This window comes from Actinomadura citrea, from assembly GCF_013409045.1.
GTDB lineage: Bacteria > Actinomycetota > Actinomycetes > Streptosporangiales > Streptosporangiaceae > Spirillospora > Spirillospora citrea.
The window spans coordinates 1,588,555-1,606,345 of sequence record NZ_JACCBT010000001.1 but is presented as its reverse complement, the minus strand read 5'-3'; the positions used below and the strand labels follow the sequence as shown (position 1 = coordinate 1,606,345).

13 protein-coding genes are annotated in these 17,791 nt (G+C 72.7%); 5 read left to right on the top strand and 8 right to left on the bottom strand.

Features of this window, described 5'->3' with window-relative positions; all coding sequences use genetic code 11:
• Positions 1-25: 25 nt before the first annotated feature.
• From BJ999_RS07805 to metG, 3 genes are all read right to left on the bottom strand, one after another.
• The gene (locus BJ999_RS07805) at positions 26-850 is read right to left on the bottom strand and encodes a transglycosylase family protein (RefSeq protein ID WP_229810268.1); all 825 of its coding nucleotides are present in this window, start codon (positions 848-850) and stop codon (positions 26-28) included.
• Positions 851-1,006: 156 nt separating this feature from the next.
• Positions 1,007-1,831: a TatD family hydrolase gene (locus BJ999_RS07800; RefSeq protein WP_179832655.1), complete on the bottom strand. Its 825-nt coding sequence runs from the start codon at positions 1,829-1,831 to the stop codon at positions 1,007-1,009.
• Positions 1,828-3,651 carry a methionine--tRNA ligase gene (gene metG, locus BJ999_RS07795; RefSeq protein WP_179832654.1) on the bottom strand — a complete coding sequence of 608 codons (1,824 nt, stop codon included), beginning with the start codon at positions 3,649-3,651 and terminating at the stop codon, positions 1,828-1,830. Before metG ends, BJ999_RS07800 begins: the two co-directional genes overlap by 4 nt.
• A gap of 92 nt (positions 3,652-3,743) precedes the next feature.
• On the opposite strand from metG, the gene BJ999_RS07790 reads away from it, so the two are divergent.
• Positions 3,744-5,360 (top strand): glycosyltransferase family 39 protein, encoded by a 1,617-nt coding sequence (locus BJ999_RS07790; RefSeq protein WP_179832653.1) that lies wholly within the window; start codon positions 3,744-3,746, stop codon positions 5,358-5,360.
• A gap of 161 nt (positions 5,361-5,521) precedes the next feature.
• Here the strand turns inward: BJ999_RS07790 and BJ999_RS07785 are convergent, their stop codons facing one another.
• Positions 5,522-7,408, bottom strand: coding sequence for a hypothetical protein (locus BJ999_RS07785; protein ID WP_179832652.1), 1,887 nt, complete (start codon positions 7,406-7,408; stop codon positions 5,522-5,524).
• Positions 7,409-7,454: 46 nt separating this feature from the next.
• On the bottom strand, positions 7,455-8,810 hold the full coding sequence (locus BJ999_RS07780; RefSeq protein WP_229810269.1) for a glycosyltransferase family 2 protein: 1,356 nt from the start codon (positions 8,808-8,810) through the stop codon (positions 7,455-7,457).
• 392 nt (positions 8,811-9,202) lie between these two features.
• Between BJ999_RS07780 and BJ999_RS07775 the strand changes: the two genes are divergently transcribed.
• Entirely contained in the window at positions 9,203-11,029 is a 1,827-nt protein-coding gene (locus BJ999_RS07775; protein WP_229810270.1) for a glycosyltransferase family protein, read from the top strand.
• A gap of 11 nt (positions 11,030-11,040) precedes the next feature.
• Here the strand turns inward: BJ999_RS07775 and BJ999_RS07770 are convergent, their stop codons facing one another.
• Together BJ999_RS07770 and rsmI are read right to left on the bottom strand one after the other, a co-directional pair.
• A complete protein-coding gene (locus BJ999_RS07770; RefSeq protein WP_179832650.1) occupies positions 11,041-11,343 on the bottom strand; it encodes a hypothetical protein in 303 nt (100 codons plus the stop codon).
• Between the two features lie 137 nt (positions 11,344-11,480).
• Complete coding sequence (gene rsmI / locus BJ999_RS07765) at positions 11,481-12,326, bottom strand: 16S rRNA (cytidine(1402)-2'-O)-methyltransferase (RefSeq protein WP_179832649.1); 846 nt, start codon at positions 12,324-12,326, stop codon at positions 11,481-11,483.
• A 97-nt stretch (positions 12,327-12,423) separates the two neighbouring features.
• On the opposite strand from rsmI, the gene BJ999_RS07760 reads away from it, so the two are divergent.
• On the top strand, positions 12,424-14,271 hold the full coding sequence (locus tag BJ999_RS07760) for a dolichyl-phosphate-mannose--protein mannosyltransferase (RefSeq protein ID WP_229810271.1): 1,848 nt from the start codon (positions 12,424-12,426) through the stop codon (positions 14,269-14,271).
• A 16-nt stretch (positions 14,272-14,287) separates the two neighbouring features.
• Here the strand turns inward: BJ999_RS07760 and BJ999_RS07755 are convergent, their stop codons facing one another.
• On the bottom strand, positions 14,288-15,496 hold the full coding sequence (locus BJ999_RS07755) for an MFS transporter (protein WP_179832648.1): 1,209 nt from the start codon (positions 15,494-15,496) through the stop codon (positions 14,288-14,290).
• Between the two features lie 123 nt (positions 15,497-15,619).
• On the opposite strand from BJ999_RS07755, the gene BJ999_RS07750 reads away from it, so the two are divergent.
• Both BJ999_RS07750 and BJ999_RS07745 read left to right on the top strand, forming a co-directional pair.
• The gene (locus BJ999_RS07750; protein ID WP_179832647.1) at positions 15,620-16,633 is read left to right on the top strand and encodes a LacI family DNA-binding transcriptional regulator; all 1,014 of its coding nucleotides are present in this window, start codon (positions 15,620-15,622) and stop codon (positions 16,631-16,633) included.
• Positions 16,634-16,699: 66 nt separating this feature from the next.
• A complete protein-coding gene (locus BJ999_RS07745; RefSeq protein WP_179832646.1) occupies positions 16,700-17,734 on the top strand; it encodes a magnesium transporter CorA family protein in 1,035 nt (344 codons plus the stop codon).
• Positions 17,735-17,791 lie beyond the last annotated feature (57 nt).

Genomic DNA, 17,791 nt, shown 5'->3' with positions numbered 1-17,791 from the left:
TCCCCCAGGTCCCCGCGGGCGCCGGTCAGGAGAACAGGAACTTCCCGCAGTTGGGCCACTGGCCCTGCCAGCGGCCGTTCACCCGCTTGTAGAGCAGCTGGGCCCGGTAGGTCTGCTCGGCCGAGCTGGCGTCCGACGGCCTGCCCGAGCCGCCGACCGACGCCCACGACGCCATGGAGAACTGGTAGAGGCCGTAGTACCCGGCCGGGTTCACGGCCTTCGGGTTGTTGTGCGACTCGCAGTTGGCGAGGCCGTGCCAGTTCAGCCGCGTCACCGAACCGCTGTTCGCCGACTTCGGCCCCACCGCGATGATCTGCGCGACGGGCTTGCGCTTCACCTTCCTCGCGAGGACCTTCGTGACCTTGCGGCCCTTGCGCCGGACGTAGGCCACCTTGACGATCGTGAGCCCTGGGCGGCCCTTGCGCAGCTCCTTCTCGCTCCACGGCGGGACGGACGAGCTCTTCTTGCGGACCGTCGGGGCGTTCGTCTTCACGACCTTGGTCACCGGGTCCGACAGCAGCCGCATGATCTTGATGACGTCCCCGGCGGGCTTGTCGGCGGCCGGCTCGACCAGGTCGTGCGGGCCGAGCGCGATCTTCGCCTGCTCCAGCACCTGGCCGACGGTCGCGCCGGTCGTCATGGTCTCGGTCTTCTTCGCGTCGACCATGATGACGATCTTGCGCGGCGCGGGGGCGGTGGTGCGCGGCGCGTCCGCGACGGCGCCGTTCTTCGGGGCCGCCGATCCGCCGTCCCCACCGCACGCCGAGGCGAGCAGCGCGGACGCCAGCAGGACGGCGAGGGGCGCGATCGCGCGGGGCGCGCGCCCGCGCGGCGCGGATGGGGAAGGCACGGGGAGTTCCTCCAGGGAGCCGGGCTCGGGGGGCGCCCGTCCAACGGCCAGAGATTAGAGGTCCCCGCCCTTCTCCGCCACCACAACGCCGCCACTCGCCCCATTTGCCCGATATGCGTGCCGCGGGAACCGCGCCGCCGTCCGGCTTCGCGCGGGTCACCAGGGGCCGAAGGCGCGCTCCCCGTTCGCGGCGATCGCGGCGCACAGCTCCGCCAGGTCCACGCCCTTGACCTCCGCCATCGCGCGGACGGTGTGCGGGATCAGGTACGAGGCGTTCGGCTTGCCGCGGTGCGGGATCGGCGTCAGGAACGGCGCGTCGGTCTCCACGAGCAGCAGGTCGAGCGGCGCCGCGCGCAGCGCGTCCCGCAGGGGCTCGGCGTTCTTGAACGTGACGTTCCCGGCGAAGCTCATCAGGTAGCCGCGATCGGCACAGACCCGCGCCATGGCGGCGTCGCCCGAGTAGCAGTGGAAGACGACCGTGTCGGGCGGGCCCTCCTCCTCCAGGATCGCCAGCACGTCGTCGTGGGCCTCCCGGTCGTGGATGACCAGGGCCTTGCCGGTGCGCTTGGCGATGTCGACATGGGCGCGGAAGGAGCGGTGCTGGTCCTCCTTGGGCGCCCAGTCGCGGTAGTAGTCAAGGCCCGTCTCGCCGATCGCGCGGACCTTCGGGTGCGCGGCGAGCAGGGCGACGTCGGCCAGGACGGCGTCGCTGATGCCCGTCGTCTCGTTCGGGTGGATCGCGACCGCCGCGTACACGTCGTCGAACTCGCCGGCGGCGTCCACCGCGAACCGGGAGGACGGCAGGTCGCAGCCGATCGTGACGATCCGCGCGATCCCCGCCGCCCTCGCCGACCTCAGCTGCTCGTCCACCGGCGTGTCGACGATGTCGAGATGGCAGTGGCTGTCGAAGACGTCGACGGGCAGCCGCTCGGGCAGCGGGGGGTAGGACCGTGAGGCCTGCCCGTCCCCCTCCTCGCTCACGCCTTCTCCAGCCGGGCGAGTTCCTCGTCCACCACGGACGCGTCCAGCTTCTTGAACAGCGGCACCGGCTTGGCCAGCGGGACGCCCGGCTTGACGGGGATGGACTCCCAGCGCGCCTCGGTCGCGTAGTCGCCGGTGAGGACGCGGTAGTCGGGGCCGCCCTCCTCCGACACCGTCTCCAGCCTCGGCATGCCGCTCCACACGCCCTGCCCGCCGAGCATCTCGTAGACCTTCTGCGAGGAGTTCGGCAGGAACGGCGTCAGCAGCGTCTTGGCGTCGTCGACGACCTGCAGCGCGGTGTGCAGGATCGACTTGACCCGCTCGGGGTCGTCCTTCAGCTTCCAGGGCGCCTGGTCCGACAGGTACTTGTTGGCGTCGCGGACGACGTCCAGCGCCTCGGTGATCGAGTTCTTGAACCGCGACCGCCCGAGCTCGGCGCCCACGGCCCCGAACGCGGCGCGGCTGCGCTCCAGCAGCGCCCGGTCGGCGTCGGTGAGGTCGCCCGCCTCGGGGATCGCGCCGAAGTTCTTCGCCGCCATGTTCACCGAGCGGTTCACGAGGTTGCCCCACGCCGCCACCAGCTCGTCGTTGTTGCGGCGGACGAACTCCGACCACGTGAAGTCGGTGTCCTGGTTCTCGGGGCCGGCGACCGCGACGTAGTAGCGCAGCGCGTCCACGTCATAGCGCTCCAGGAAGTCCTTCACGTAGATGACCACCTGGCGGGACGAGGAGAACTTGCGGCCCTCCATCGTCAGGAACTCCGACGACACGACCTCCGTCGGGACGTTCAGCGCGCCCAGCGAGCCAGGCGTGCCGCCCCGGTCGCCCTGGCCGCTGTAGCCGAGCAGCATCGCCGGCCAGATCTCGGCGTGGAAGACGATGTTGTCCTTGCCCATGAAGTAGTAGGAGAGGGCCTCCGGGTTCTGCCACCAGGCGCGCCACGCCTCGGGGTCGCCGGAGCGCCGCGCCCACTCCACCGACGCGGAGAAGTAGCCGACGACGGCGTCGAACCACACGTACAGCTTCTTGGCCGGGTTCTCGCGCCAGCCGTCCAGCGGGATCGGCACGCCCCAGTCGAGGTCGCGGCTGATCGCCCGCGGCTGCATGTCGTCCAGCAGGTTCAGCGCGAACTTCAGCACGTTCGGCCGCCACGGCGCCTCACCCCCGGGGCCGCGCCCCGCCCCGCCCTGCTTGCCCCGCAGGTACCGGCCGAGGACCTCGGTGAACGCGGGCAGGTCGAGCATGAAGTGCTCGGTCTCGGTGAACTTCGGCGTCTCGCCGTTGATCCGCGACACCGGGTTGATCAGGTCGATCGGGTCGAGCTGGTTGCCGCAGTTGTCGCACTGGTCGCCGCGCGCCCCGTCGTACCCGCAGATGGGGCAGGTGCCCTCGATGTAGCGGTCCGGGAGCGTCCGGCCGGTGGACGGCGAGATCGCGCCCATCGTCTTGGTCGCGAAGATGTAGCCGTTGTCGTACAGGCCCTTGAAGACCTCCTGGACGACCGCGTAGTGGTTCAGCGTCGTGGTCCGCGTGAACAGGTCGTAGGACATCCCGAGGCCGTACAGGTCCTCGGCGATCACGGAGCTGTAGCGGTCGGCCAGCTCGCGGGCCGTCACGCCCTCCTTGTCGGCCTGCACCTGGATCGGCGTGCCGTGCTCGTCGGTGCCGCTGACCATCAGGACCTTGTTGCCCGCCATCCGCTGGTAGCGGCTGAACATGTCGGCGGGCAGCGCGAAACCGGAGACGTGCCCGATGTGACGGGGCCCGTTGGCGTACGGCCATGCGGGCGCGGTCAAGATATGACGGCTTGACGAGGACATGGAATCAAGGGTAGTCGCGTCACGGGGGCCGCGGCACGCGAGTAATCTGGCTCGGCGTCACAGCACGGACCAGCGGAGGCGGGACTCAAGGCATGGCCCAGACCACGTCCGACCAGGCGGTCGCCCGGGAAGCCGGCGACGCGGGGCCGGAGCCGCCGTCCCTCCCCTCCCGCCTGCTGGCCCGGGTGCGGCGGACGCGGCGGGTGGTGTGGCTGTCGCTGCTGGTCGCGGCGTCCGCGGTGCTCGCCCAATGGGTGATCATGACGCCGCCGCTGTACTTCGACCCGTACTACGTGTGGCTCGCCGCCCGCGACTGGCCGCACATCCCGCTCACCCAGTGGCCGTTCGACGAGGTCCCGCACCAGGTCACCCGGATCGGGCTGGTGCTCCCGGCGAGGCTCGCCCAGGAGGTCCTCGGGGACGGCCAGGCCGCCTACTTCACCGTCGCCGCCCTCGGCGGCGCCGCCTTCTTCGTCGGGACGTACCTGGTCGTCCGGTCCCTGTTCGGGGACGTGGCGGGCCTCGTGTCCGCGGCGGTCATGCTGATCCACCCGTTCTTCACCATGACCAACCCGTTCGGCCACGAGATCACCTGGTCGTCCGGGGTGATGCTGCCGGACATGCCGGGCGCCGGGCTGTTCACCATCGGGATGGCGGGGCTCGTCGTCGCGAGCCGCAGGACCGGGCGGGCGCAGACGCGGATGCTGCTCGCCGCCGGGGTGCTCCTCGGCGCGTCGTTCCTCGTCCGGGAGTTCCTGGCCTTCCTCTTCCTCGCCATCCCCGCCTACCTGGCGCTGCTGCGGATCCCGTGGCGCCGCAACGTCGTGGTCGGCGCGCCGATGCTGGCGATCCTGCTGGTCAACTTCGTCCACAACCAGCTGGTGTGGGGCAGCCCGCTCGCCGGGCTCATGTCGGCGGCCGAGCACGGCGGCCAGTCCCGCGACTACGTCACCCGCTCGCTCGCCGCGCGGTCGTTCCTGCGCGCGATGCACGAGTGGAACCCGCTCGGGCTCGTCTTCACCGCGGCGCTCGCCCTCACCGTCGTCGGCTGGGCCGTCACCCGCGACCGGCGGCTCGCGCTGGTCCTGGTGTGGTTCTTCACGCTGGCGGTGCCGCTGACGCTGTTCTCCGGCGTCCTCGACCCGAACGACATCTCGCTGCGCGCCTGGCTCCAGCGGTACTGGTTCGCCGTGCTGCCCGCGCTGCTCGCCGGCGGGTCCGGGTCGCTGATCCTGATGTTCCGGATGCTGCCGTCCGGCCTGGTGTCACGGCTGCGGCTGCGGACCGTCGTGGCGCCCGTCCTGGCGGTCGCACTGGGCGGGACGTACGCGGTGGCGGCCGTCCGCGCCGTCCCGGAACTGCCGCGCGACAAGGCGTGGAGCGAGCTGCGCGGCTACCTCGGCGACCACCGCGACGTCACGCTGATCTGCGCCGACCGGCGGCTCGCGCAGACCCTCACCTTCTACACGCGCGACGTGTGGGGCCGTCCGGTCTGGCGCGGCGAGATCCGCGACTTCCCGCACTACCTGCCCGTCCCGCGCAACGCGACGGAGGGGCCGATGCTCTACACGCGCTGGCGCGGCATGGAGTCGCAGATCGGCGGCGGCTGGCGCCCCGACCCCGCCCAGGGCTGGACGCTCATGTGGCGCTCGTCGGACGGGGTCCTGCAGCTCTGGAATCCCCCCGCAGGGAGCACCACCGGGAATTAGGGCTTGTCTCGAAGTGGCCTCGGCCACGCACGCGAACGCGTGACCTGCCCGGTGCAGCGAAGCCGAAGGCGAGCGAAACCGGGCAGATCGCGAAGCGATGCCGCGTTCGCCCAGGCCCGGTCACGAAGCGAGCCGCCAGGCGAGCGCAGTGGGCCGGGACTTCAGCCACGCAGCCAGGCGACCCAGTCGCCCTCGACGGTGCGGCGGCTGGCGACGACGCGCCAACCGGGCGGGGCGCCCTTCGGCCATGACGCGGTGGGTGGGGCGTTCTTCGGCCAGGCCAGGACGATCATGTCGGCGTCCTGCGGCGGCGCGGTCCAGCGCGCGTCGAACACCCTCCCGTCCCCCCACCAGGCCCAGTAGTACTGGGAGAGCCGGATCGTCCACCAGATGTTCCAGTCGACGGCGATGGACCGCTGCTTCGTCAGGTCAACGCTGCCCCGCAGGTCGGTGTAGGCCGTCTCGGCGCGCACCAGCGGCTGCGCGATGCGCTCGGTGGCGGTGACGCACATGGCCACCGCGACGACGGCCAGCAGGCCCGCCAGCAGCAGCGGACCGTTCGTGCGGCGCGGCCGCAGCAGGACGGACGCCGCCGACAGCGCGAGCAGCCCGAGCCCGGCCAGCGTGGCGCGCCAGAGGTGGAAGGCCGTCCAGTCCCAGGTCAGGAACGACGTCTCCGGGAAGTCGTAGGCCGTGTAGGTGTACCGGGTGAGCAGGTCGCCCGCGTACCACTGGACGACGCACGCGGCGACGACCGTCAGCACGGCCGCCGTGCCCGCCGCCCACAGCAGCGTCCGCCGCGAGGCGCGCATCAGGACCGCGACGCCCACCGCGAACAGCGCCGGCGTGACGCTGGCCAGGTAGCGGCCGTACACGTAGTTGCCGATGCGGTACTCGACCGGCAGGGCCGCCGACGTCGCGAACGCGATGCCCGCCACGAGCGCGGCGACCGCGAGCGCCAGCGCCCGCAGCGGCCCCGGGGTGGTGCGGCGGACCGCGAGGAACGCGACCGCGACGAGCCCGAGCGCCGCCACGCCGCCGGTCGCGACGGACTGGTACCAGACCTGGCCGGTGCCGAGCGAGAGCGTCCAGCCCCACCCGTCCAGGGTGGTGAGGCGTTTCACGACGTTGCCGCCGAGGTCGTTGTCGCCCTGCGGGTACATGTGCGGCAGCAGGGACCGGTTCAGCAGCATCCCCGTGGCCGTCGCGGCGGCGAGGGCGAGCGTGGCGGCGGCCACGGCGCGCCAGGTCCGCCACCGGAACACCAGGGCGGCGCCGAGCAGCGCGGCGTGCACGAGCAGCAGGATCGCGCCGCGGGTGTGGCAGGCGTAGGCGTAGGCGACCAGCAGCGACGCGCCCGCCCCGGCCAGGGTCAGCCGGACGGACGAGCGGCGCCCTGCCGGGGGCGGGGCGGTCAGCCAGGTGTGCGCCAGGAGCAGCCAGCCGACCACGAGCACCGGCAGGATCGCGTCGGTCAGCACGAACCCGGAGTAGAACAGCACGCCCGGCAGCAGGGCGGTGACGTGCGCGAAGACGTACGACCAGCGCCGCCGCACCGCCAGCCGGCGCAGCAGCAGGTAGGCCAGCGGCAGCATCGCCGCGCTGACCAGCGCGTTGATCGCCAGGGCGGCCCGGTAGACGCCGACCGGGCCCTCGCCGATCCAGAAGGCGGGCGTCAGCAGCAGCGGGTAGCCGCCGCGGTAGACCGTCCCGAACGACATGTCGGCGTCGGGCCCGCCGGTCAGGACGCGGGCCGCGAACAGGTACCCCGACTCGTCCGGCGTCGCCACCGGCACCGTCTGCCCCGACGCGAGCCAGAGGCGCACGGCGACCTGCGCGACCCAGCCGAGCGCGAACAGCCAGGCCCAGCGGCGGCGGTCCGCGCGCGGCGGGGCGGCGACCGGGTCGGCGGGGAAGGCCGGCGGGCGGGCGACCGCGCCTCCGGGCGGTGCGTCCGGGGGCGCGGCGTCCTGCGGCGTGTGCGTGCTCACCGGCGCGCGGCGCGCCGGGCGCCGGCTGCCGGGGAAAGAAGATCCATCGAGGGTCAAGCCTGTCATGGTGCGGGCGGGGCGCCCGGGCCCGGCCCGGAGACGCTCAGCGGCCGTCCTCGCCGCCGTCCTCGGGCGCGGTCGCGCCCGCCTTGCCGGCGGCCACCTTCTCCCGCTCGTCCGCGGTCGCGGCATCGTCGGCCTGCACGTCGCCCTCGGCGGCCTTCTCGGCCTCCTCGGCCTCGTCCCTGGCGACCTTCAGCGCGGCGGCGTCGACGACGCCCGCGGCCTCCTCGGCCGGGTCCGTGAGCGGCGGGTGCTGGCGGCGGCGGATGCCGAGGATGCTGACGAACAACGAGGCGAAGATCGCCTGGAAGCTCATCACCAGCGCGGTCGCGGCCGGGACGACGATGCGCAGCGAGTGCCGCGGGTCCAGCTCGCCGAAGCTGTTCACCCGCCAGTGCAGCAGGGAGGCGACCAGGCCGGCGAGACCGGCGACGGCGAGCAGCCCGCCGAGCAGCAGGCCGCGCTCCAGGCTCCACCAGTCGATGACCTTCTGCACCCGGCGGTCGTGCGGCAGGAATCCCTCCTGCATCGCGTAGACCTTCGTCAGCAGCGCGAACAGCACCGCCTGGAAGCCGATCACCAGCGCGGCGGAGGCGCCGACCAGCGTGTCGACGTCGAAGGCGATCTCCCCGACGGTCACCGGACCGGTCGACAGCGCGATCCCGGCGACCAGGCCGAGCGTCATGAAGACCAGGCCGGGGATGAGGAACAGCCAGCGGGGGCTGTAGAGCATGAGGAAGCGCAGGTGGCGCCAGCCGTCGCGCCAGGTGTTGAGGTGCGGGGCGCGTGTCCGGCCGTCCTGCGACAGCGTGGTCGGCACCTCGCGGATGTCGTAGCCCTGCAGGGTCGCCTTGACGACCATCTCGCTGGCGAACTCCATGCCGCCGGTCTGCAGGCCGAGCCGCAGGATCGCGTCCTTGTCGAAGGCGCGCAGGCCGCAGTGGAAGTCGCCGATCTTGCTGCCGAAGAACAGCCGGCCGACGAAGCTGAGCACCGGGTTGCCGAGGTAGCGGTGCAGCGGCGGCATGGCGCCTTCGGCGATGCCCCCCTTGAACCGGTTGCCCATGACGAGGTCGGCGCCGTCGCGCAGCTCGTCGAGGAACGGGCCGAGGGTGGCGAAGTCATAGGAGTCATCGGCGTCGCCCATCGCGACGTACCTGCCGCGCGCGGCCCGGATCCCGCCCATCAGGGCGTTGCCGTAGCCCTTGTCGATCACCGGCACGACGCGGGCGCCCGCGTCCCGGGCCAGCTGCTGGCTGCCGTCGGTGCTGCCGTTGTCGGCGATGACCACCTCGCCGTCGATGCCGCTGTCCTCGAAGAAACCGATGGTCTTGCGGACGCAGGTCTCGACCGTCTCGGCCTCGTTCAGACATGGCATCACTACGGAGAGTTCCACGCGATCTCCTTCGTTACCCCTGGTGGCGTCGTTACTCTTGGTGACCCTGTTACACCTGCTGACCGTCTGCGGCGTTTTCCACTAATCTCTATTGTTCCGCGTGTTGTTCATCGGGACGGCCCGTCGGCGTTCATGATGCCCGCCGAGGGCGGGGCATGATGGCCGCTCTCGTCAAGAGCACCCGTATCGTGTTGCCCACTTGCAACCGGAAAACCCTATCCGGCACCGTCGCGGGCGGCATGTTAGGACGTCAAGCATACGGGCACGGCGGCCCGGAAAGGTGGCCGGCTGTGACGCGCGCCGCAGGACGCAGTGCCGTGGACGAACGTAGTGCCCTGGACCGACGCAATGCCACCGGACCGGGGGCCGGACATCGAAGGGAAGGTGCGGCAGTGGCGGGGGAAACGCCGCGGGGCACCGCGCTCGACGGGTCGGCGCAGGGCGGGACCGCCCTGGCGACGGCGGCCGCGTCCGCCGCGGCGACGGCCGCACCGGACGCCCCGGGCGACACGCCCGGGGACGCGAAGACCGGCCCGGAGTCGGCCAAGCCTCCGTCAGGAGTCGGCAACGCCGCTCCCGATTCCGGCACGGCGGACCTGGAATCCGGCATAACGGTCATCGCTTCCAGCGAGGCCATTAAGGACGACCCGGAAACCACCACAAAGGCGCGTCCGGAATCGGGGGACGCGCCGGACGACGCACCCGGAGAGAGTGCGGAGCCGGGTCGCGGACGCGGCCGCGGGTTGTGGACGCTGGCGCGCCGGAACCCGGTCTTCAGTGTGATCATTGCCATAGCGGCGCTGCTCCGCCTGGTGGCGATGCTCGGCTACCAGCCGGTGATGTTCTTCAACGACAGCTTCGACTATCTGAACGTCGCGATGGACCCGTACCCGCACCCGCTGCGGCCCGACGGGTACTCGTTCCTGCTGCTCGTCCTCAAGCCTTTCCACAGCTTCGCGCTGGTCGCCGGGCTCCAGCACCTCATGGGCCTGGCCATGGGCGTGATGATCTACGCGCTGCTGCGGCGCCGGTTCGGGCTGCCCGGCTGGGGAGCCGCGCTCGCGTCCGCGCCGGTCCTGCTGGACGCCTACCAGCTGCAGCTCGAACACCTGGTGCTGTCGGACACGACGTTCACCTTCCTGGTGATGTGCGCGGTGACGCTGCTGCTGTGGCACGACCGCCCGACCTGGAAGATCGCCGCGTCGGTCGGGCTCATCGTCGGGTTGGCGTGGCTGACCCGCTCGGTCGGGATGCCGGTGCTCCTCGGCGTGCTGGTGTACATGCTGATCCGCCGCAGCGGCTGGCGGCTCATGGCCGTCACGCTGGTCGCCTGCCTGCTGCCGGTGCTGGGCTACATGGGCTGGTACAAGGCCGAGAGCGACAAGTTCGCGATCACCGAGAGCAACGGGATCTTCCTGTACGCGCGGGTCTACAAGTTCGCCGACTGCCACCGGATGGAGGACCTGCCGGTCAGCGAGTACCCGCTGTGCACCGAGCCCGCGAACCGGCTGCCGAACTCGCAGGACGGCATCTGGAACGCCCGCTCCCCGCTCAACCGCTACACCGGCACGCGGTTCAGCCCCGAGAACAACAAGCTCGGCAACGACTTCGCCAAGCGGGCCATCGCCGCCCAGCCGCTCGACTACGCGCGGGTCGTCGCGCACGACTTCTTCCGCGTCTTCCAGTGGAAGCGCACGGTGTTCCCCGACCCGGCGACGTACTCGCAGTACGAGTTCGAGAAGAAGAGCAGGCCGCTGCCCGACTGGCACATGCCCGGCGGCGGGACGGCCGCCCAGGACGCGCGCGGCTACGAGCACGGCAACGCCCGCACGCAGGTCGTCGAGCCGTTCGCCGGGGCCGCCCGCGGCTACCAGGACGTCTTCTACCTGCGCGGCACCATGGTCGGCGGCATCCTGCTCCTCGGCCTGGCCGGGCTGATCCCGCTGTGGCGCAGGTTCGGCGGCGAGGCGCTGCTGCCGTGGACGCTCGCCACCGGGCTGCTGCTCGCGCCCGCGGCCACCGCCGAGTTCGACTACCGGTACGTGCTGCCCGCCGTGCCGCTGGCGGCGCTCGCCGCCGGGCTGGCGTTCAGGCCCGAGGCACGCGCGACGACGGCCGGCTGGACGCGCCGCCTCACGGGCCGCGGAAAGAACGCGGCGGCCCCGCCGACCGAGCCGGCGGCACAGGAGTCCCCGGAGGCCGCCCGCGTCACCGCCTGACCGCCGCGCGGCTACCAGGCGTGCATGCGGCGGAGGTGGAAGACCATCGCCACGTCGCTGCCGCTGCGGGCCATCGGCACCTCGTCATGCCCGCCGTCCCTCGCCGACAGCGCCTTGACGTTCTGGCTGCCGCAGGACGGGCAGGACCGGTCCATCCAGGGCGTCGTGCAGGGCTGGCCATGGCACCGGTAGATGACCGCCTCGTTGCCGTGCCCGTCACCGGAGTGCCGGACCTGGAACTCCTCATCCCAGGACGCTGCGCAGCTCAGACACTCGAAGACCCAGACTTCGCGGCTCGTCCATGCCTCATGCACGGCACTCGCCCCCTCACAGACCGTCTTCCGCGCGTGAATTCGGCGCCCCTGGTCTGCTCCGTCGGATGCCGCGGCCGGAGGCCACCGGATCATTTATGCCCAGTTGGAACGCGTTTTGACCGCATTGAGGGCGGTGACTAGGTCCTGGCCTTGACCACGGCGTCGTACACGAGGCGCTTCTGGGCGCCGTTCTCCCGGGCGACCTCGGCGATGGCCTGCTTGCGCGGCGTCCCGGCGGCCTCCCGCGCGGCGACCGCCGCCGCCAGCTCCGCCGGGTCCGTCAGCCCCCGCGGCTCGGGCGCGCCGCCGACCACCACCGTGATCTCGCCGAGGACGCCGTCCTTCGCCCACGCGGCGAGGTCGCCGAGCGTCCCCCGGCGGACCTCCTCGTAGGTCTTGGTCAGCTCGCGGCACACCGCGGCGGGACGGTCCGCGCCGAACGCCTCCGCCATCGCCGCGAGGGTGACGGGCAGCCGGCGGGGCGACTCGAAGAACACCATCGTGCGGGGCTCGGCCGCGAGCGACTCCAGCCGGCGGGCCCGCTCGCCCGGCTTGCGCGGCGGGAACCCCTCGAAGCAGAACCGGTCGGTGGGCAGCCCCGACACCGCCAGCGCGGTCGTGACGGCGGACGGACCGGGCAGCACCGTGACCGGGACGCCCTCGGCGACGGCGGCGCGCACCAGCCGGTAGCCGGGGTCCGACACGCCCGGCATCCCGGCGTCGGTGACGACCAGCACGTCCCGTCCGGCGAGCAGGTCCTCCACCAGGCCCGCGGCCCGCTGCCGCTCGTTCAGGTCGTTGTAGGACACGACGCGCGCGGCCAGTTCGACGCCGAGGTCGCCCGCCAGCCGCCGCAGCCGCCGCGTGTCCTCGGCCGCGATGACCGGCGCCTCCGCGAGCGCCGCCCGCAACCGGGCCGAGGCGTCCTCGGGCCTCCCGATCGGCGCCGCCGCGAGCCGCAGCGTTCCCGTCTCCGCCTCCATCACGGCCCCCATCCCGGTCGTCCCGTCACGCGGCTCATTGTCCCAGGGAAGGCACCAAGGTCCTGAAGGAGGAGGGAAGTGCAAATAAACTCGCAGGATGTCGACGACGGATCTGGCTCCGGTCCCGGCCATGGCGTCCCGGCGCAGGCCCCCTCCGCTGCGGGAATGGCTCACGCCGGCGATCCCCGGCAGCCCGCTGCTGTCCTGGCTGGGCCCGCTGCTGGTCACCGCGCTCGCCGCGTACCTGCGTTTCGACCGGCTGGGGACGCCGAACGCCGTGGTGTTCGACGAGACCTACTACGCCAAGGACGCGCTCGCCCTGCTGAAGTTCGGCTGGGAGCACAACACCGTCGAGAACGCCGACAAGATGCTCATCGCCGACCCGGACGCCCAGATCTGGGGCAGCGGGCCCGCGTTCGTCGCGCATCCGCCCTTCGGCAAGTGGATGATCGCGATCGGCGAGTGGATGTTCGGCGCGACACCGTTCGGATGGCGGTTCGTGCCCGCCCTGGTCGGGACGCTGTCGGTGCTGATCCTGTGCCGCGTCGCCCGCCGGATGACCGGCTCGACGCTGCTCGGCTGCGCCGCCGGGCTGCTGCTGGCGCTGGACGGCCTGGCGTTCGTGACCAGCCGGGCCGCGCTGCTGGACGTCTTCGTGATGTTCTGGGTCCTCACCGGGTTCGCCTGCCTGGTGAACGACCGGGACCGGTCCCGCCGGGTGCTCGCCGAGCGGATCGAGGACGGCCGGACCTCGGTGTACGGGCCGTTCCTCGCGCACGGCTGGCGGTGGGGGGCGGGCGTCTGCCTCGGCCTCGCCTGCGCCACCAAGTGGACGGGGATCTTCTACGTCGCCGCGTTCGGGCTCATGACCGTCCTGTGGGACTACGGCGCCCGCCGCGCCGCCGGGGTCCGGGCCCCGTTGCAGGGGACGATGCTGCTGGAGGCCGTCCCGGCGTTCGTGCAGATCGTCGTGGCGGGGCTGGTCGCCTACCTGGCGACCTGGTGGGGCTGGATCTTCAGGCCGGGCGGCTGGGGGCGCGGCGAGGTCTCCGGCAACCCGCTGTGGCGGCCGTTCGAGGCGATGCCGAAGCTGTGGCACTACCACTCGGAGATGCTCGGCTTCCACACCGGTCTGGACGCCAAGCACCCCTACCAGTCGTGGCCGTGGGACTGGCCGATCCTGCGCCGTCCGGTCGCGTTCTTCTACACCGAGCCGAAGGGCGCGTGCGGCGGCGCGACCCGCTGCTCGCGCGAGATCCTCGGGATCGGCACGCCCGCGCTGTGGTGGGGGGCGCTGGTCGCGCTGGTCGTGGTCGCGTTCATCTGGCTGATCCTGCGGGACTGGCGGGCGGGGGCGATCCTGCTCGGCTTCCTCGCGGGGTGGCTGACCTGGTTCCCGTCGGCGTTCGCCGACCGCACGATGTTCCTGTTCTACGCGACGCCGCTGATCCCGTTCATGGTGCTGGCGGTCGTCCTGGTGCTGGGCTACCTGATAGGACCCGCGCCCGCCTCGGTGGCGGGCGCGCACGCGGCGCGCCCCGGAGAGAGCGGCTACGACGCGGGGCCCACCGCTCCCCGGCGGGCCTCCTCCGAAGAACCTCCCGGCCTGCCGTGGGAAGCGCCTGCCGACGCGGGACCGGCTCTCACCCCGTACGACGAGCACGCGCCGCACGACGAGCACGAGCACACGCCTTATGACGAGGGCAAGTCGTATGACGTGGGCAAGTCGTATGACGAGCACGCGCCGTATGACGGGCACGGGGCGCACGCGCCGCCGGCGCCCGTCCAGGCGGCCGGGGTCCGGCGGCTGATCGGCGCCGCCGCGGCGGGGGCCTTCCTGCTGGTGGTGCTGGCCAACTTCGCGTACTTCCATCCGATCCTGTCCGCGCAGACGATCCCCTACGACGACTGGCAGGCGCGGATGTGGTTCTCCCGCTGGGTCTGACGCGCGGCCCGGACCGTCACAGCCGGGCGGCGGCGTCCGCTGTGACGGCCGGGCCCGCGGCGGGGCTCAGCGTCCGCGCGCCGAGCAGGCACAGGGCCAGGGCGAGGACGCCCCCGACCCCGGCGCCCGCGAACGCGCCGGGCACGCCCGCGGCGTCCTGCCCGACGCCCGAGACGAACGAGCCGACGGAGCTGCCCGCGCCGATCGCCGCGACGATCCACGCGAACGCCTCGGTCACGGTCCCGGCCGGGGCGAGCCGGTCGACCAGCGTGAAGCTGCACGCCAGCACGGGCGCGAGGAAGACGCCGGAGACGAACGCGAGCACCGACATGACGGGCAGGCCCGGCGCGAGGACGAGCGGGATGTACCCGGCGGCGAGCGCGGCCAGCAGCCAGGGCAGCCGCCGGTGCGCGGCGCCCGCCCACGGGCGGGCGCCGTAGGCGATCCCGCCGGCGAGGGCGCCGCCCGCCATGCACGCGAGCAGCAGCCCGGAGGCCAGGTCGCGGCCCAGGTTCTCGGCGTAGGCGACGACGGCGACGGAGTAGACGCCGAGCGCGATCCCGGCGCAGGCGAGCGACAGCAGCAGGACCCGCAGGCCGGGCGACCGCAGCGGCCCGGCCCAGTCCGAGGCGCGCGGCTCGCCCCGCCACCTGCGCGACGGCCCGGACAGCGCGACGACGAGCGTCCCGGCGATGCCGAGGGCGCCGGTGATCAGCAGCGCGGTCTCGGTGTTCACGACGGCCGCGGCGACGACGAGCAGCGGCCCGACGGTGAACAGCAGTTCCTGGGCGGCGGCGTCGAGCGCGTAGGCGGCGTCGACCTGCTCCGGACCGTCCAGGACGTCGGGCCACAGGGCGCGCAGCCCGGCTTCGAGCGGCGGGGTGGCGAACCCGGCGGCGGAGACGGCGGCGACCGCCACCGGAAGCGGGGCCGCCCCGACGGCGGCGAGCAGGGCGAATCCGGCCGCGGAGGCGCAGGCGGCGGGCAGCAGGACGCGCGGCTGGCCGAACCGGTCCATGGCGCGGCCGAGGACGGGCTGCCCGGCGGCGGTCGACAGCCCGAGGATCGCGGCGAGGGTCCCGGCGAGGGGGTAGCCGCCGTCGTCGGCGCGGACGTGCAGGACGACGGCGAGCATCCCCATCCCGTTGGGCAGCCGGCCGAGGAGGGTGCCGCCGAGCAACCGTCCCGCGTACGGCCTCCGCAGGAAGACGACATAGCCGCGCATCGATGGCCCCCGGGATCCTGTCTCAGTTGTCAGTCATACGTATTACCTCCGTCATACGTACCACTTCCGGGCCCTTCCGTTCTAGTCTGAATTCGTTCCACCGATCCGCCCAGGGAGGCGCAGGTGCCGGCGATCAGCCGTCCCACCAGCAAGGACGTGGCTCAGGAGGCCGGGGTCTCGCAGTCCACGGTCTCGCTCGTGCTGGGCGGCAAGTGGAGCGGGCGCGTCTCCCCCGCGACCGCGCGCAGCGTGCGGAGCGCCGCCGCGCGGCTCGGCTACCGGCCCAACCAGGCCGCCCGGAACCTGCGGCTCGGGACGAGCCGGACCGTGCTGCTGATGGTGCCGACCCTGACCGCGCCGTTCTTCGGCCCCGTCTACACGGGCGCCGCGCGGGTCGCGGCCCGGCACGGCTTCGGCGTCGTGGTCTCGACCTGGCCGGACGACGCGGCGGGCCCCGCCGACGGCCCGTTCGCGGCGCCGGACGAGGCGATCGACGGCGTCCTCGCGTCCTCGATGGCCGCGGAGGCGCTCGGCGGGTTCGGCGAGACGCCCGTCGTGATGCTGGACAGCGGTCCGGCCGGACGGCCCGGCGCCCCCGTCCCCACGGTCGACTTCGGTGTGGCCGACGGGATGCGGGCGATCGCGGCGCACCTCGCGGGCCTCGGCCACCGCCGGATCGGGCACGTGGCCGCCGCCCCGGACCAGTGGACGTTCCACGCCCGCGCGGACGCCCTCGCCGAGGTCGTGGCGGACCTGCCGGGAGGCGTCCTGACCCGGGCCGGCTGCGCGATCGACGTCGCCTCGGCCAAGGACGCCGCGACCCGGCTGCTCGCCGCCCCGGAGCCGCCGACCGCGCTGGTCTGCGACGACGACCTGATCGCGGCGGGTGCGTACAAGGCGGCCCGCGCGCTGGGCCTGGACGTCCCGTCCGACGTGTCGGTCACCGGTTTCGACGACGTGCTGCTGGCGACGGCGCTGGAACCCGAACTGACGACCGTCCGGCTGCCGGCCGAGGAACTGGGCGCGCAGGGCATGGCGGCGCTCCTCGACCTCCTCGACGGCCGCAGCCCGGCCCCCCGCGTCCTGCCGGGCGAGCTCGTCGTCCGCGGCTCGACGGCGCCGCCGCGCGCCCGCTGACCGGCCCGGACGGCCCGGCTCGCCCCGCCCCCTCATGTCCTGGGAAAGCCGGGGTATAAGGCGCGCATGGGATCTCATCCGTCCGAGACCGATGCCGACGAGGATCCGGGCAACCGGATCGGCTCGGCGCCCCCGCGGACGCGGGCCTGGCACGGCGGCGCGATCGAGGCGGAGGGCTTCCCCGTCGCGCGGCTGAGCGACTACCTGGAGCGCCCGGACGTCGTCGTCTGGCTCGACCTGTGCGCGCCGCGGCGCGAGGACCTGCACGTGGTCGGCGACGAGCTCGGCCTCGATCCCGTCGCCGTCGAGGACGCGGTGTCCCGGCACGAGCGGGCGAAGCTCGACCGCTACCAGGGGTACGCGTTCCTCAACGTCTACGTCCCGGTGGTGACCGACGGCGAGCTGGCGATGCACGAGGTGTCGGCCTTCGTCAGCGAGCGCGCCCTCGTCACGGTCCGGCAGGACTGCGGGTTCGACGTCGACGCGCTGATCCGGCGCTGGGACCAGACCCCGGACGCCGGGCTCGCCGAGCCGACCGCCGCGTTCCTGCTCTACGGGCTGCTCGACCTGGTCGTCGACCTGCAGCTGACGGCCGTCCAGGCGCTCGACGACGAGGCCGACACGGTCGAGGACCTCGTCTTCGACACCGTGTTCCCGGTCAAGGAGATCCAGCGGCGCAGCTACCGGCTGCGCAAGAACCTGGCCGCGCTGCGGCGGGTCGCGCTGCCGATGCGGGAGGTGCTCAACACGCTGCTGCGCCGCGACCTGAAGTTCGTCCCGGCGCCGCTCGTCCCCTACTTCCAGGACGTCTACGACCACACCCTGCGCGTCGCGGAATCGATCGACGGCCTGCGCGACCTCGTCGCCGACCTGCTGGAGACGCGGCTGGCGCTGCAGGGCAACCGGATGAACGAGGTGATGAAGAAGGTCACCAGCTGGGCGGCGATCATCGCGGTGCCGACCGCCGTCACCGGGTTCTACGGGCAGAACGTCCCCTATCCCGGGTTCTCCCAGCACTCCGGCTTCGTCGCCAGCACGGTCATCGTCGTCGTCTGCAGCCTCTCCCTCTACGTGATCTTCAAGATCCGCGACTGGCTCTGATCGCGGCGTCCGGCGAGGTCGGGGCGCTGCCATATGCGTTCGCATATCGAATCTCAC